The sequence below is a fragment of the Streptomyces zaomyceticus genome (assembly GCF_014656215.1).
GTDB classification, from domain to species: Bacteria; Actinomycetota; Actinomycetes; order Streptomycetales; family Streptomycetaceae; genus Streptomyces; species Streptomyces zaomyceticus.
Window position 1 is genome coordinate 647779 of record NZ_BNBZ01000001.1, and the last position, 15595, is coordinate 663373.

11 protein-coding genes and 1 other RNA gene are annotated in these 15595 nt (G+C 73.4%); 3 read left to right on the forward strand and 9 right to left on the reverse strand.

The genetic code is table 11. The features are described from left to right. Positions 1–39: 39 nt before the first annotated feature. Positions 40–1311 (forward strand): MFS transporter, encoded by a 1272-nt coding sequence (locus IE311_RS02840; RefSeq protein WP_229901670.1) that lies wholly within the window; start codon positions 40–42, stop codon positions 1309–1311. Between the two features lie 83 nt (positions 1312–1394). On the opposite strand, the gene ssrA is transcribed toward IE311_RS02840, so the two are convergent. From ssrA to ftsE, 5 genes are all read right to left on the reverse strand, one after another. Beyond that, positions 1395–1787, reverse strand: a transfer-messenger RNA (tmRNA) gene (gene ssrA / locus IE311_RS02845). Positions 1788–1885: 98 nt separating this feature from the next. Then, positions 1886–2425 carry an SsrA-binding protein SmpB gene (gene smpB, locus IE311_RS02850; protein ID WP_229901671.1) on the reverse strand — a complete coding sequence of 180 codons (540 nt, stop codon included), beginning with the start codon at positions 2423–2425 and terminating at the stop codon, positions 1886–1888. Between the two features lie 18 nt (positions 2426–2443). Then, on the reverse strand, positions 2444–3637 hold the full coding sequence (locus IE311_RS02855) for a S41 family peptidase (RefSeq protein ID WP_189829869.1): 1194 nt from the start codon (positions 3635–3637) through the stop codon (positions 2444–2446). A 78-nt stretch (positions 3638–3715) separates the two neighbouring features. Continuing rightward, entirely contained in the window at positions 3716–4633 is a 918-nt protein-coding gene (ftsX, locus tag IE311_RS02860; protein ID WP_189829870.1) for a permease-like cell division protein FtsX, read from the reverse strand. Between the two features lie 23 nt (positions 4634–4656). Beyond that, on the reverse strand, positions 4657–5346 hold the full coding sequence (gene ftsE, locus IE311_RS02865; protein ID WP_030223113.1) for a cell division ATP-binding protein FtsE: 690 nt from the start codon (positions 5344–5346) through the stop codon (positions 4657–4659). A gap of 234 nt (positions 5347–5580) precedes the next feature. Between ftsE and IE311_RS02870 the strand changes: the two genes are divergently transcribed. Next, positions 5581–5763, forward strand: a complete 183-nt coding sequence (locus IE311_RS02870; RefSeq protein WP_189829871.1) for a hypothetical protein — start codon at positions 5581–5583, stop codon at positions 5761–5763. 168 nt (positions 5764–5931) lie between these two features. Here IE311_RS02870 and IE311_RS02875 read toward each other — a convergent pair whose 3' ends face one another. The 4 genes from IE311_RS02875 to IE311_RS02890 all read right to left on the reverse strand — a co-directional run bounded on the left by IE311_RS02875 (position 5932) and on the right by IE311_RS02890 (position 11244). Continuing rightward, the gene (locus IE311_RS02875; protein ID WP_189829872.1) at positions 5932–6597 is read right to left on the reverse strand and encodes an LPXTG cell wall anchor domain-containing protein; all 666 of its coding nucleotides are present in this window, start codon (positions 6595–6597) and stop codon (positions 5932–5934) included. Between the two features lie 390 nt (positions 6598–6987). Further along, positions 6988–8091 (reverse strand): peptide chain release factor 2, encoded by a 1104-nt coding sequence (gene prfB, locus IE311_RS02880; protein ID WP_189829873.1) that lies wholly within the window; start codon positions 8089–8091, stop codon positions 6988–6990. A gap of 69 nt (positions 8092–8160) precedes the next feature. Further along, positions 8161–9399, reverse strand: a complete 1239-nt coding sequence (locus IE311_RS02885; protein WP_189829874.1) for a serine/threonine-protein kinase — start codon at positions 9397–9399, stop codon at positions 8161–8163. Positions 9400–9507: 108 nt separating this feature from the next. After that, the gene (locus tag IE311_RS02890) at positions 9508–11244 is read right to left on the reverse strand and encodes a serine/threonine-protein kinase (protein WP_189829875.1); all 1737 of its coding nucleotides are present in this window, start codon (positions 11242–11244) and stop codon (positions 9508–9510) included. 534 nt (positions 11245–11778) lie between these two features. Here IE311_RS02890 and IE311_RS02895 point away from each other — a divergent pair. Beyond that, positions 11779–15579: an FtsK/SpoIIIE domain-containing protein gene (locus IE311_RS02895; RefSeq protein WP_189829876.1), complete on the forward strand. Its 3801-nt coding sequence runs from the start codon at positions 11779–11781 to the stop codon at positions 15577–15579. Positions 15580–15595: the final 16 nt, after the last annotated feature.

The window sequence follows — 15595 nt, forward strand, 5'->3', positions numbered from 1 at the left end:
TGTTGGACCCGCCGGGCCCGCTCCCCCGAACCTTGATCCATGCCGCAACCGGACCTCACCCTCACCCCGGCGGGCCCGGCCCTCGCCCCTCGCTACCGCGAACGACCGACCGCCGACCGCATCAGCCCCCACCCCCGCAATCCCTATCTCCGCCTCTTCACCGTCCCGGGCACCCGCGCCTTCACGGCCGGCAATCTGATCGCCCGGCTGCCCATGGGCATGTTCGGCGTCAGCGCCGTGATCATGATCGCGGGGGCGTACGACTCGTACGCGCTCGCGGGCGGCGTCACCGCCACCGGCATGGCCGCCGGCGCCCTCACCGCCCCCTGGATCGCCCGGCTCGTCGACCGGTACGGCCAGGCGCGGATCGCGGTCCCCGCCACCGCCTACGCGGTCCTCGGCCATCTCGTCCTGGTGCTGTGCGTCCACGGCCGGGCGCCCGTCTGGGCCCTGTTCGCCACCACCGCGCTCACCGCCACCGCCCCCAACACCGGCGGCATGTCCCGGGCCCGCTGGGCCCATCTGCTGCGCGGCCGGCCCGACGCCCTGCACACCGCCAACGCCTTCGAGCAGGCCACCGACGAACTCTGCTTCATGCTCGGCCCGATCGTCGCCGCGGTGCTCTGCTCGACCGTCTTCCCCGAGGCGGGCACCCTCGCCGGCGCCACCCTCTTCCTCGTCGGGGTGCTGATCTTCGCCGCCCAGCGCTCCACCGAACCGCCGGTCGCACCCCGCACCGCCGCGGGCTCCCCGCTGCGGCTCCCCGGCATGGCCCCGCTCCTGGCGGTCTTCCTCGCCACCGGGTCGGTCTTCGGCTCGATGGAGGTGGTGACCCTGGCGTACGTGGACGGCCCGGTCGCCGGCCCGGTCCTCGCCCTGCAGGCCGCCGGCTCCTGCGCGGCGGGCCTCCTCTACGGCCGCGCCCACCGCACCGCGTCGCTGCGCACCTGCCTGGCCGCGATGGCGCTCCTGATGACGATGCCGCTGCTCGCCGCCTCGACCGGCTCGCTCCCGGCGCTCGCCGCCGGACTCCTGACGGCGGGCATGGCGACGGCACCGACGCTGGTGACGGGGATGGGGCTGGTCCAGCGCCTGACGCCGCCGTCCCAGCTCAACGAGGGCATGACACTGGCCGTGACCGCGCTCCTCGGCGGCATCGCGGCCGGCTCCGCCACCGGCGGCTGGGCCGCCGACCACGCGCCCTTCGCCGCCTTCGGCTTCCTGATACCGGCAGGCGCGGCGGCCCTGGCGTTCGCCCTCTGCGCGGCGACCGGAGTCGGCCGCGCGCCCGGGCATCAGGTCCGGGCATGACGAAGGCCCGGCAGTCTGACGACTGCCGGGCCTCCGCCCACATGGGATGAGATGTCCTGAGGGGGCATGCCCCCTCGGACGCTCGGTGGAGATGGCGGGAATCGAACCCGCGTCCAACGGTACGGAAACAGGGCTTCTCCGTGCGCAGTCCGCTACGAGTTTCTCAGCCCCGGAGATCACACGGACAAGTCTCCGACGGGCTCAGTCACTGTTTGATTTCCCTCCAACCCCCGTGACCGGGGCTAGAGGTTTAGATCCCTAAATGACGCCAGGATCCGGGTCGGGACCACCCCCGGGCTGACGCTCCTCACAGAGGCTTCTTGTCGTTACCTAAAATTAGGCAGCGAGGGCGAAGCGGGAGTTATCGCTCTTGGAGTTGGCGATTATTGGTTGCGACATATGGTTAACGAGATCATTGCCGCTTCCTCGACACGCTTCCCCTGCATCGGTATCCGCTGTCGAAACCGATCATCCCCATGTTGTTTTTTCAAAGGTCGCACCCGCTGTGAGGTGCGTGACCCATCGTACGTGACCGACGGGCGCTGTCGCCAGCGTATTACCCGCGGCCGCGCCGCTAGCCGGCCTGGGCCGCCCGCTGCTTGCGCTTGGCCGCCGCGATGGCCCGGTTGGTCTCGCGGGTGTCCTGCTTCTCACGCAGGGTCTGCCGCTTGTCGAACTCCTTCTTGCCCTTGGCGAGCGCGATCTCGACCTTGACCCGGCCGTTGAGGAAGTACAGCGCGAGGGGCACGATCGTGTGACCCGTCTCCTGCGACTTCGACTCCAGCTTGTCGATCTCCTCGCGGTGCAGCAGCAGCTTGCGCTTCCGCTTCGCCGAGTGGTTGGTCCAGCTGCCCTGCATGTACTCGGGCACATGGATGTTGTGCAGCCACGCCTCGTGGTTGTCGATCTGCACGAAGCCGTCGACCAGCGAGGCGCGGCCCATCCGCAGCGACTTCACCTCGGTGCCCATGAGGACGACGCCGCACTCGTAGGTGTCGACGATGTGATAGTCGTGGCGCGCCTTCTTGTTCTGCGCGATGATCTTGCGCTCGGGCGCCTTGTCCTGGTTCTTCTTCGCAGGCTTGCCCTGCACGTTCACGAGTCCCTTTGCCATAGTGCGGTCATTTTCGCACTACGAGCCCCCTCCGAGGCCACTCAATACTGTCCTCGCCCGTTCCTCCGCCCGTTCCCCGGCCGACAGGTCCGGGGTGATACCGCGTCCGTCCACGGCGTGACCGGCCGGTGTGCGGTAGTGGCCGACGGTCAGCTCGGCGACGGAGCCGTCCGGCAGGGCGCTCGGCATCTGGACCGAGCCCTTGCCGAAGGTGCGCGAACCGACCGTGACCGCCCGGCCCCGGTCCTGGAGGGCGCCGGTGAGCAGCTCGGCCGCGCTCATGGTGCCCCCGTCGATCAGTGCCACCAGGGGCCGGACGGTGTCGCCGCCGCCCTCGGCGTACACGGCCCGCTGCTCGCCCTCCACGTCGTACGTGGCGACGAGGCCGCCGTCCAGGAAGGCGGAGGCGGCCACGGCGGCCTCCGCGACCAGGCCGCCCGCGTTGCCCCGCAGGTCCAGGAGGACACCGGCACCCGCCGGAGCGGCCCGTACCGCGTCCCTGACCCGGGTGCCCGCGCCCTTGGTGAAGGCGGCGACCCGGATCATCAGGGTCCCGTCGTCGAGGCGGCGGACGGTGACCGGGTCCGTGGCGAGCCGGGCCCGCCGCAGGGTCTGCGTCCAGGCGGCGCGGCCGCGCTCGACCCGGAGGGCGACGGCGGTGCCGGGGATCCCGTCGCCGCGCAGGAGGGCGACGACCTCGGAGACCGAGAGCCCGTCGACCGGGCGTCCGTCGACGGAGACGAGCCGGTCGCCGGAGCGGAGTCCGGCCTTCTCGGCGGGGCCGCCGGCCTGTACCCGGGTGACCCGGACACGGCCTTCGGCGGCCCGTCCGGCGGAGAGCCCCACACCGGTGTAGGCGCCGTCGAGGGACTGCTCGAACTCGGCGTACTCCCTCTTGTCGTACACCGCGCCCCAGCGGTCCCCGCTGCGGCTGACGAACTCCTCGGCTGCCTGCTTGCCCGACTTCCCGTCGGCCATGGCCGCGGCGGCGGCCCGGCGCAGCGCGGCGCTGTCGACGGTGTCACGGCCCGCGCCGCCGGAGGGCCGCTCCCCCGCACGCGTGGACGCCCCCGCGGGACCCGCGGAATCTTGTCGGGGCAGGGAGCCGGTGGCGGCGGCGGTGGCGAGGACCCCGGTGAAGACCAACGTCAGAACGGCCCCACGGAGTACTCCGCGGGGCCGGATACAGAAGTGTCGGGTGCCGGCCGGCATGGCGCCCACTCTAGGACAAGGCGATGGCGCCGCACGGGCTTTGCCCATACGACGCCATGTGCCGGCAGGGGTGTCTTGTCACACCTTCAGGTACTTGCGCAGCGCGATGAAAGCGGCCACGGCGGGCATCAGCAGCCCGATGGCGATCACGAGCGGCAGCTTGGCGAGGACGGCGTCCCAGCCGATGAAGTTGACGAGCTGCATCTTCTCCGCGAGGGCGATGCCGTGGTCGATCAGGAAGTACCGGCCGACGAGCAGCAGCACACAGGCGACCGCGCCGCCCAGGAGTCCGGCGAAGGCGGCCTCCATGATGAACGGCATCTGGATGTAGAAGCTGGACGCGCCGACGAGCCGCATGATCCCGGTCTCGCGGCGCCGGCTGAAGGCCGAGACACGGACGGTGTTGACGATCAGCATCAGCGCGATGACCAGCATCAGACCCATGACGCCGAGAGCGGCGATGTTCATGCCGTTCATCAGGTCGAAGAGGTTCTGCAGGATGTTCCGCTGGTCCTGGACCGATTCGACCCCGTCACGGCCGGCGAAGGCCGTGGCCACCACCTTGTACTTCTCCGGGTCCTTGAGCTTGACCCGGAACGACTCCTGCATCTGGTCGGGCGTCACCACGGAGGCGATGGCGGTGTCGCCGTACTGCTCCTTGTAGTGCTTGAACGCCTGGTCGGCCGACTCGTGCTGGACGGTCTCGACGATGTCCATCTTCCGCAGGTCGGACTCGATCTGCTCCTTCTGCTGCGCGGTGACCGCGCCCTTGGCGCACTTGGCCGCCGTGGCCGCGTCGGCCTTGTTGCAGAGGAAGATGGAGACGTTGACCTTGTCGTACCAGTAGTCCTTCATCGTGCTGACCTGCTCGCGCATGAGCAGCGCGCCGCCGAACAGGGCGAGCGAGAGGGCCACGGAGACGATGACGGCGAAGGTCATCGTGAGATTGCGCCGGAGACCGACGACGATCTCGGAGAGCACGAACTGAGCGCGCATGGTGTGTTCTGTCCCCTAGCTGCTCAGTGCTGGTAACCGTAGACGCCGCGGGCCTGGTCGCGGACGAGACGGCCCTTCTCCAGCTCGATGACGCGCTTGCGCATCTGGTCGACGATGTTCTGGTCGTGGGTCGCCATGACGACGGTGGTCCCTGTCCTGTTGATGCGGTCGAGCAGCTTCATGATGCCGACCGAGGTCTGCGGGTCGAGGTTGCCGGTCGGCTCGTCGGCGATCAGCAGCATCGGGCGGTTGACGAAGGCCCGGGCGATGGCGACGCGCTGCTGCTCACCACCGGAGAGCTCGCCCGGCATCCGGTCCTCCTTGCCGCCGAGCCCGACCAGGTCGAGCACCTGCGGAACGGCCTTGCGGATCTCGCCGCGCGGCTTGCCGATGACCTCCTGGGCGAAGGCCACGTTCTCGGCCACGGTCTTGTTGGGAAGGAGGCGGAAGTCCTGGAAGACGGTGCCGAGCTGACGCCGCATGTGCGGCACCTTCCAGTTGGACAGTCGGGCCAGGTCCTTGCCCAGGACGTGCACCTGGCCCTGACTGGCGCGCTCCTCACGCAGGAGCAGCCGCAGGAAAGTCGACTTTCCGGAGCCGGACGAACCGACGAGGAAGACGAACTCCCCCTTCTCGATCTCCAGGGAGACATCCCGGAGCGCGGGGCGGTTCTGCTTCGGATAGGACTTGGAGACGTTGTCGAATCGGATCACGGATGCACCACGGTCGGCCGGGAGTAGGTGTGCGTGACCTTACGCGAACGGGGAAGGCCCGCGCAGTCGCGGTCCTGGCTTGCACCGTTTATCCTTTTCGCCCCTCGGGGCGGAACCCGGGCAATCCGGTGGGGCGCGCCGAAACGCCGCCGAGCTGGCACAGTGGTAGCGGGAACGTCCGGACCCCACCGGACGTTGTCCTGGTGTGTACCCAGTGCGGGAGGAGGAGAGCGCATGACCTACGACCGACTGGTGTGCGCCAACTGCGCGGCCCCGGTCGCCGAGGGCCGCTGCCCCGTCTGCCGCGCGAACCGGGAGCGACTGACCCCGCCGGGTCTCTCGCCCGCGATGCTGCTGACGCTGGCGATCGCCCTGCTGGCCGCGATCGCCCTGCTCGCGGCGGTCCGGACGGTCTAGCCGGACCGCGCGACGCCCACACGGGCCGGAGAGCACGAGAAAGGGCCGGGGAGAAGCTCCCCGGCCCTTCGTCATGCGCTGTACCTGGTGCAGCACACGTCATACGGCGTGCGCCGCGGGTCCGGCACCGCGCGTCCCGCGAGCGGGTACGCGGATCGATCGAATCGATCAGACGGCGGCACGGCCACCGGTGACGAGGCGCGGCAGCATACGGAAGCCGATGCCACCGGCGATCATCGTCGCGGCGCCGATGATCAGGAACGAGGTCTCGGCCGCACCGGTCTCGGCGAGCTCCTCCTTCGCCTGACCCTGCTGCACGGGCTGCGAGCCGGCGTTGTTGGTGTCGGTGTTGTTGTTGCCGGTGTCGACGCACTCGGCGCCGTCGAGGTCGACGGTGCAGGTGCCGGGGTCGCTCGACCCGTTGTCGTCACCCGGGGTGGTCGGCGCGTCGGTCCCACCGGGGGCGTCCGTGTCGCCCGGCTCGGGGGCGGTGGTCGGCGGCGTGGTGACCGGCGGCTCGGTGGTGCCCGGGTCGGTGGTGGGCGGGTTGGTGGTGGGCGGCTCCGTGGTCGGAGGCGCGGTGGTGGGCGGCTCCGTCGTGGGAGGCGCGGTGGTGGGCGGCTCCGTGGTCGGAGGCGCGGTGGTGGGCGGGTCCGTGGGCTCCTCGCAACCGACGTCCCCGGGAAGGCACGTCGTCGTCGGGCTCGGGGTCGGGCCCTCTTCGCTGAAGGCACCCACGGCCTGCGCCGCACCCGCCGCGGTGAGCGACGCGCCGGCGGCGATCACCGCACCGGCGGCGATGCGCGCGATACGGACTCGCATCTGCTTGGTCATCTGGCTGCTACCCCCAGTAGCTCATCTCGTCATGGGGCAGCGCTCGGGGGCCGCGACAGGAGCGGCTCACTACTGGGCCGGCCCCCGTCGCACGCGCCCCAGAAATGCGCATGCCAGTTCGCCACCCTTCCGATTTTCCGATGAAGCGTCAAGGTCGTTGCGCGCGCAATGCCCGAAAGATCACGAGCTGTCCCACATACAACGATGCAACTGTGACGTAAACCCAGAACTCCGGGCTCTGCGGCTCCAGTTCCCTTGTCGACAAAGCGTCCCAGCGGCCCTCATTCCGCTTGCGCCAGCGAATCCGCGGACCGGACGGACGCGGCGGGACGGGACGGCGAAGGGCCCCGCACCGAGAGGTGCGGGGCCCGAACACATGCTGCCGTGGGGCTACTTCTCCTGCTGCTTGCGCCAGCGGATGCCCGCCTCCAGGAAGCCGTCGATCTCGCCGTCCAGGACGGACTGCGGGTTGCCGACCTCGAACTCCGTACGGAGGTCCTTGACCATCTGGTACGGGTGCAGGACGTACGAGCGCATCTGGTTGCCCCAGGAGCTGCCGCTGTCCTTGAGGGCGTCCATCTTGGCCCGCTCCTCCTGGCGCTGACGCTCCAGCAGCTTGGCCTGGAGGACGTTCATGGCGCTCGCCTTGTTCTGGATCTGCGAGCGCTCGTTCTGGCAGGAGACGACGATGCCGGTCGGGAGGTGCGTGATGCGCACGGCCGAGTCGGTCGTGTTGACACCCTGACCACCCGGGCCCGAGGCGCGGTAGACGTCGATGCGCAGCTCGGACTCGTCGATCTCGACGTGGTCGGAGGACTCGACGACCGGCAGGATCTCGACACCGGCGAAGGAGGTCTGACGACGGCCCTGGTTGTCGAAGGGCGAGATGCGGACCAGCCGGTGGGTGCCCTGCTCGACGGAGAGCGTGCCGTAGGCGTACGGCGCCTTCACCACGAAGGTGGTCGACTTGATGCCGGCCTCTTCCGCGTACGAGGTCTCGTAGATCTCGGTGGAGTAGCCGTGGCGCTCCGCCCAGCGCAGGTACATGCGCTGGAGCCGCTCGGCGAAGTCGGAGGCGTCGACGCCACCGGCCTCGGCGCGGATGTTGACCAGCGCCTCGCGCTCGTCGTACTCGCCGGAGAGGAGGGTACGGACCTCCATCTCGTCGAGGGCCTTGCGGACGGAGACGAGCTCCGTCTCGGCCTCGGCGAGGGTGTCCGGGTCGTCCATCTCCTCGGCGAGCTCGAAGAGCACCGCGAGGTCGTCGATGCGGCCACGCAGGGTCTCGGCCTTGCGGACCTCGGCCTGGAGGTGCGAAAGCTTGCTCGTGATCTTCTGCGCCGCCTCCGGGTCGTCCCACAGGGACGGGGCCGCGGCCTGCTCTTCGAGCACGGCGATGTCGGCCCTCAGCTTCTCGAGGTCCAGGACGGCCTCGATCGACCCCATGGTCGAGGAGAGGGACTTCAGCTCTTCGGATACATCGACGACTGCCACGCGTCCAGCGTAACGGCTCCGGGCGAGGAGCCGAACCTTTGGCCGCCGGCGCCCGCGGGGAGGGCGGTCCTACGGCTGCGAGGACTGCTTCGAGTCCTGCGGCGGGGCGTCCCCGTCCCCGGAGGCCGCGAGGTAGCCGCCGGCACCGAGCGCCCCCGCGACGACGACCGCCGCGACCGTGAGGGTGATCCGGCGCTTGCGGACCGCCTCGGCCTTGTGTCGGGCCGAGCCGGGTCTGCGGGCGCCCGCCGGGCGCGGAGCGCGGGCGGTGCCCAGGGGGCCGCCCGAGAGCTCGTCGGGCGCCGGGACCCGCATGGAGGTGTGGGTGTCGCGGTTGGAGTCGGCCGAGGCGCCGGGGACGAGCGGGACGGCGGCCCGGCGCGGGCCGGGCTCACCCGCGCCCGTACCGGTCGGGTACGTGTCCTCCTCGTACGGCTCCGGGGCCGGCTCCGCGTCCGGCTCGTCCACGTCGAGCGGCGGGATGCCCTTGAGCAGGGGCAGGACGTCCTTGAGGCGGGCGGCGAGCTCGGAGGCGCGCAGCCGGGAGGCCGGGGCCTTCGCCAGGCATTGCACGATCAGCTGCCACAGCTCCTCGGGGATGCCGGGGAGCGGGACGACGGTCTCGGTGACATGGCGGCGCAGGACCGCGCCGGGGTGGCCGCCGCCGAAGGGGGTGAAGCCGGCCAGCAGCTCGTACAGGACGGTCGCGAGGGCGTAGATGTCGACGGCGGCGCGCGGCGGGAGGCCCTCGACGATCTCGGGGGCGAGGTAGTCGGGGGTGCCGATGATCCGGGTGGCCTTGGTGCGGCCGGGGGTGTCGATCAGCTTGGCGACGCCGAAGTCGGTGAGGAGGGCGGGGTGGGCGCCGCCGGGCCCGAGCGGTCCCTCCATGTCGAGCAGGATGTTCTCGGGCTTGACGTCCCGGTGGACGACCCCGGCCGCGTGCGCGGCGGCGAGGGCGTCGGCGACGTCGGCGATGATCGCGACGGCGGCCTCGGGGGCGAGGCGGCGTTCCCGGTCGAGGCGGGTGCGCAGGTCGGTGCCGCGGACGAGGTCCATGACGAGGGCCAGGTCGTTGCCGTCGACGACGAGGTCGCGGACCTTGACCACCCGGGGGTGGTCGAGGCCGAGCAGGGCGGTCCGCTCCTGGACGAAGCGGCCGACGAGCTCCTGGTCGGAGGCCAGGTCCTCGCGCAGCAGTTTGACGGCGACGGGGCCCTCGGGCCCCTCGCCGAGCCACACCGTTCCGGCACTGCCCCGCCCGAGGATCTGGTGGGTGGTGTAGCGGCTGCCGATGTTCCGTGCCAAGACTGCTCCCTCAGCGGCTGCGGTTCGCGTGCAAAGTTACGCGTCCACGGCCGCCGGACGTCACTTCCGAGGGGAAATCACCCCTCGGAAGTCGATAAATCGGCAGTATTACTGTCCCGTACCGCCGGTAGCACCCCCGGAGCCGGTGCTCTCGCCGATCGAGGAGATCCAGTCGGTCACCGACGAGATGCCGTCGCCGATGGCCTGCCAGTAGCTCTTGCCCTCGGCGATCCAGTCCTGGAGCGGGGTCAGCTCCCAGACCAGCCAGCCCGCGACCACGAACAGCACGATCATGACCAGGCAGCCCTTGAGGCAGCCGAGGCCGGGGATCCGCACCGGGTTGGCGCTGCGCTGACGCGGCGGACGCGGCTCGCGCGGCGCCGGGGCCTGGGGCGGCGGCTGCGGCGGGGTGTACTGCTGCTGGGGCGGCGCGTACTGCTGCGGGGGCGGCGGCGGCGCGTACTGCTGCGGCTGGTGCTGCTGCTGCGGGTACGGCTGGGGCGGCCGCTGCGGGGCGGGACGCTGCTGCTGGTACTGCTGCGGCGACTGCTGCCCGTACTGGCCCGGCTGCTGCTGGTGCTGCTGCGGCGGCTGCTGGTGCTGCTGCGGCTGCTGCCGCTGCGGGCGGCGGCGCAGCGGGTCCTGGCTCGGGTCCAGGTACTGCACCTGCGTCTGCTCGTTGCGGTCGCGGGCGGCGCGCAGCTGGTTCTGCCAGGGGTGCGGCTCCTCGGACTGCGCGCCCTGCGGCGGCCCCGGCGGCACGGGGGGCATGACGGCCGTCGGATCGGCGGCACCCGCCTGGCCGGAGGTCGGCATGACGCTGGTCGCGCCGGCGGGGTCGTACTGCGGACGCCCGGCGCCGCTGGGCAGCACCTGCGTGGGGTCGGCGGCTCCCGGGTTCTGTCCCTCCGGGGTCCCCGGGACGGGCGCGGGCGCCGGGTCCGGGGCCAGGAGCGCCCCGACGCCGTCCGCGGCCTCGATCTGGGCGGGCGTGGAGTGCACGCCGATACCGGCGGCGACCGCGCGCAGACCGCGCGCGAGGTTCACCGCGCTCGGCCGCCGGTCCGGGTCCTTGCTGAGGCAGCGCTCTATCACCGTCCACAGCGGCCCGGGCACGGTCGAGGGACGGCGCGGCTCCTCGCTGAGGTGTCGGTGGAGGACCTCGAGGGCGGTGCCGCCGGCGAACGGGGGCCGGCCGGTGACCAGCTCGTAGAGCAGGATGCCCGCGCCGTAGATGTCGACGGCGGAGGTCTGCGGGCGGCCCTCGGCGGACTCCGGGGCCACGTACGCGGGTGTGCCCACGAACTCGTGGGTGCGCGTCAGGCCCGGGGAGTCGGCGAGGCGAGCGATGCCGAAGTCGGTGAGCATCGGGTGCATCTGGCCGCCCTGCTCGGCGAGCAGCACGTTGGCCGGCTTCAGGTCGCGGTGGACGACGCCGTCCGCGTGGCTGGCGGCGAGCGCGTCGGCGATCTGGGCGGTCAGGAGGGAGGCGGCTACCGGGGTGAGCGGGCCGCTGTCCCGGATGTACCGGTGCAGGTCGGGGCCCTCGACGAGGTCCATGACGAGGGCGAGGACATCCCCCTCGACCACCAGGTCGCGGGTGCGCACGATGTTCGGGTGGGTGAGCCGGAGCAGCACGGACCGCTCGCGCAGGAAGCGCATCACGATGTCCGCGTCGTTGGCCAGCTCCTCCTTGAGGACCTTGATCGCCACGGTCTCGCCGGGCTGGCCGGGCACGGCCGCCTCGGCGCCGGCCGTCTCCCGCTGGCGGGCTCGCCAGACGGTGCCCGTGGCGCCGCGGCCGAGCGGCTCCTCGAGCAGGTACTTGCTGCCGATAGGCCGCACGTCACGCGCTCCCTGCTGATCGTGGTCCTGGGGTCTTCCGGTGATGTTCCCGGGCCCTGTCCTCTGTTTGTGACCCGTCCGGGTGTCCGACCCACTTTAGTGCCGCCGAACGAGGTAGAGGTCGGTCGTCCACAGGCCGATTCCGATGCCGGCGGACGGGACCGGTGGGGTTCCGTCCGCCATCCGGTACGGGGCGGGCCGGGGTCCGCCACGGACCGGGGGCGTCCGGTGCCGGACGCGGCTTCTGTCCGGATGAAGACGCTCGTGGGCGTCCGACGGTTGCCGGGCATGTTCCGAAGGCATGCTCAACCAGGCACTTTTGCGTCCACAGCCGACCATTCAAGATCACTTCCGGCCGACCCGGGGGCGGGTTGTCGGTGGCAGGTGCGAGGATGCCTACAGCACGTCGTGTCGAGGGGTCGGGAGCCCCGCGGCGTGCCGACCTGTACCGGGCGACGCGTCCGTGCCGGGTGGGGGGAGTCACAGGGCGGTTCCCCTGCCGGGCATGTCGCGCAGAAGGGACCGCTGACGGCGATGCAGATCCGGCTGACCGTCCTCGCGCCGTACGCCGGCCACGGCGCCGGACGTGCGTGCGACGTGCTCGTCACGGCCCCCGCCGGGACGGCTCTCGCCGCCGTGGCCTCGAATCTCGCCGCCGCCGTCACCGGCCCCGACACCTCCGCCTCGGGCACCACCGTGCTCTACGCGGGCGCGGAGCGCCTCGACGGCCGCCGCTGCGTGCTCGGCGAGCCCCCGCTGGTCGACGGCGCGGTCCTCTCCCTCCAGGTCCCCGGCCCCGACGAGCGCGCCGACGAGACGGCCACCGCCCGGCTCCACGTGGTCGCGGGACCGGACGCGGGCGGGGTGCACCTGCTGCACGGGGGACCGATCAGAATCGGCCGTTCCGTGGACGCCGACGTGCCGCTCGACGACCCGGACGTCTCCCGCGCGCACTGCACGGTGACCGTCGGCGAGGACGGTCGGATCACCGTCGCCGACCGGGGCTCGACCAATGGCACGACCCTCGACGGCGCACCGGTCGGCGACCGCCCGGTCCGCTTCGTCCCCGGCGCGGTGCTCCGCCTCGGCGAGTCCGCCCTCCGACTGGCCGGCCCCGACGACGACCTCGGCGGTACGGGGACGAGGGCGACGGCCCCGGACGGCGAGGGTCATCTGCGGGTCGCCCGCGCGGGCGACGGGCAGGACCCGGCGGACCGTACCGACCGGCCCGGACCGGCGGGCGGGCCCCGCACGGCTCCCGGCGGACCGTCCGACGACACCACCCACGGCGGGGCGCGCGGAGTCCTGTTCGACGCCGCGCCCGAGGATCCGTACGCGGAGCGGTACGACGAGCGGTACGGCGCCGACGCCCCCGGCCACACCCGTGCCGAGGAGCACCAGGACGCGGTCGGCGGGCCCGGCGGCGGCGAGGCCCACGGCAGGACCCGCCCGGCGGGCGGCGACACGGCGCCGACCGGCTCGACCCGCCCGGGCGGCAAGCGCGGACTCGGCGCGTGGGCCCGGCGGCTGGCCGGCGGCCGGGAGGAACTTCCGGCCGCCCCCTCCGATCCCCGCACCGCACCGGACACCCACGTCGGCACCCGGCCCGGCACCGGCGCGCCGGGCGGCGCCGCCACCCCCCTGCCGGTGGCCGACACCTGGCCCGACCCGGCCACCGTCCTGCTCACCGCCCTCGGCCCCGGCCCCCGGCTCTGGGAGCGCGGACCGCACCACCCCGAGTCCCTCGCGGTCCGGCTGGGCACGACGGACCGCGCCGAGCTCTCCGGCGTACCGGTCACCGTGGGCCTGCGCGAGGCCGGGTCCCTCGGCCTCGCCGGCCCCGCCGACCGGCTCGCCGGGCTCGCCCGCTCCGTGGTCGCCCAGCTCGCCGCCCTGCACTCCCCCTCCGACCTGGAGATCGTGCTCATCAGCGCCGACCGGAACCGCTCGCTCGACGAGCGGCGCCGGGCCTGGGGCTGGCTCGGCTGGCTCCCGCACGTCCGCCCGGCCCACGGCCAGGACTGCCGGCTGCTCCTGGCGTACGACCGCGAGCAGGCCCAGGCCCGTACGGCGGAGCTGACCCGACGGCTCGACGACGGCCCCCTCGGACCCGGCTGGCCCAGCGCCGACCGCGCCTCCGTCGCCGAGGCCGCCGCCCGCCACGAGGGGCCGACGACGGTGGTGGTCGTGGACGGCGACCCCGGTTCGGCGGCTCTGCGCGAGACGGTGGCACGGCTGGCCGGCGCCGGAGCGGCGGCCGGCATCCATCTCGTGTGCCTCGCGGAGGCGCCCTCGGCCTCCCCGGTCTCCCCGGTGGCCGCCACCTACGAGACGGCCTGCGCCGCCTCCCTGGCCTTCCGCGAGTGCGGGGCCGCCGTGCTCCTCAGCGGCGATGTGGCGACGGCGCTGCGGCTGCTCAGAACCTCCGGCGGGCGCGTCGCGGGCCACGGCACCGTCGGCGTGGTCGACGCGGTCTCCGTCGCCTGGGCCGAGCGGTTCGGCCGCGCGCTGGCCCCGCTGCGCACGGACGCCGCGGCCGCGCCGGGCGCCCGCGCCGCCGCGCTGCCCCCGTCGGCACGCCTGCTCGACGAGCTCGGGCTCGCCCGGGCCACCCCCGCCTCACTGATGGCCCGCTGGGCCTCCGCCGGGGACGGCACGGCCGTCCTGGGCGCGGGGCCGCGCGGGCCGCTGGCCGTGGACCTCACCAAGGAGGGCCCGCACCTGCTGATCGAGGGCCCCGCGGGGAGCGGGCGGACGGAGCTGCTCCGTTCGATCGCCGCCTCGCTCGCGGCCGGCGGCCGCCCCGACCGGCTCGGCCTGCTCCTGGTGGACGGGGCGGGCGGAGAGCGCGGCGAAGGTCTCGCGGCCTGTACGGAGCTGCCGCACGTCACCGAGCACCTGGTCGCCTCGGATCCGGTACGGATGCGGGAGTTCGCGCAGGCGCTCGGCGCGGAGCTGAAGCGCCGGGCGGAGATCCTGGGCGACGGCCACTTCGCCGACCGCCGGGGCGCGCGTGCGACGTCCGCCGGCGACCGGCTGATCGGCCAGCGTTCCCCGAGCGCGGCGGAGTCGGTGCCCCAGGGCGCCCGGGCGACCGTCCGCCTCCAGGACACCGGCGACCTCGCGGAGCGACCGATCGGACGCACGCTCCGCACGGGCGACGGCACGATCGGCGCCCTCCCGAGCACGAGGAGCGGACGCACGGGCGGCCCGTACCCCGGCGGCGACGACCTCGGCGGACGCCCCAGCGGCCGGATCACGTACTCCGGCGACCTCGACAGCAGGGCGAGCGGGCGCACCCCGTACCCCGGTGGCGAGGACCTCGGGGGCCGTCCGAGCGGGAGGATCACGTACTCCGGGTCGGAGGACCTCGGCTCACGCCCCAGCAGCCGCACGCTGCGCACGGGCGACGACGGCCTCGGCACGGACCACCCGAGCGGCCGTACGGCGCGCACCGGCGCGGAGGACCTGACCGGGTACGCGAGCGGACGCACGCCCCGCACGGGCACGGACGGCCTCGGCGGGTCCCCCGGCGGACGCGCGTCCCGCACCGGGGACGGCTCGCTCGACGAGCGGCCCAGTACCCGGACCCGGCCCGGCGGCGACGCCTTCCTGGCGGACACGCCCAGCGGGCGGCTGCCGCGACGGGACGGCGCCCCCCTGGACGACCGCCCGAGCGGCCGCACCCTCCGCACCGCGGACGGCGACCGCGTCGCCCGGCCCGCGGGTGACGAGGCGAGCGGCCGGATCCCCCGGCCCGCCACCGGCGAGCACTCCCCCGCGCGAGCCGCCGGCCCCGCCCATCTCCCCCGGCTGGTCGTCCTCGTCGACGACTTCGACGCCCTCGTCGCTCCGGCGCTCGGCGCCTCCGGGCGGCCCGCCGCCGGGTCCGTGGTGCGCGCGCTGGAGGCCGTCGCGCGGCACGGCGAGCGGCTCGGGGTGCACCTCGTCGCGACCTCCTCGCGCCCGGACCGGACCGCCGACACGGAGCTGGCCCACGGTGCCCGGCTGCGGATCGTGCTCGACGCGCCCCCGGTGACCACGGGGCCGGACGTGCCGGCGGCCGGACGCGGACGCCTCGGGCATCCGGACGGCCGGGTGACCCCCTTCCAGGCGGGCCGGGTCACCGGACGGATCCCCCGGACGGCGACGCTCCGCCCCACGGTCGTCCCCCTGGAGTGGGAGCGGATGGGCGATCCGCCCACCCGCCGCCCGGTCCGCGAGCTGGGCAACGGACCGACGGACCTGGCGCTCCTCGCGAGCGCGCTCGACCGCGCCGCGCGCTCGGTCGAGGCGACTCCCGTGGCCCCGCTGACCCCCGCGGCCCACAGCTGACCCGACGTCACGAGGG

What these genes read in the sequence shown, in the direction of transcription:
- IE311_RS02840 (WP_229901670.1), top strand. Translation starts at nt 40, where the DNA reads ATGCCGCAACCGGACCTCACCCTCACCCCGGCGGGCCCGGCCCTCGCC.
- smpB (WP_229901671.1), bottom strand. Translation starts at nt 2,425, where the DNA reads ATGGCAAAGGGACTCGTGAACGTGCAGGGCAAGCCTGCGAAGAAGAAC.
- IE311_RS02855 (WP_189829869.1), bottom strand. Translation starts at nt 3,637, where the DNA reads ATGCCGGCCGGCACCCGACACTTCTGTATCCGGCCCCGCGGAGTACTC.
- ftsX (WP_189829870.1), bottom strand. Translation starts at nt 4,633, where the DNA reads ATGCGCGCTCAGTTCGTGCTCTCCGAGATCGTCGTCGGTCTCCGGCGC.
- IE311_RS02870 (WP_189829871.1), top strand. Translation starts at nt 5,581, where the DNA reads ATGACCTACGACCGACTGGTGTGCGCCAACTGCGCGGCCCCGGTCGCC.
- IE311_RS02875 (WP_189829872.1), bottom strand. Translation starts at nt 6,597, where the DNA reads ATGACCAAGCAGATGCGAGTCCGTATCGCGCGCATCGCCGCCGGTGCG.
- IE311_RS02895 (WP_189829876.1), top strand. Translation starts at nt 11,779, where the DNA reads ATGCAGATCCGGCTGACCGTCCTCGCGCCGTACGCCGGCCACGGCGCC.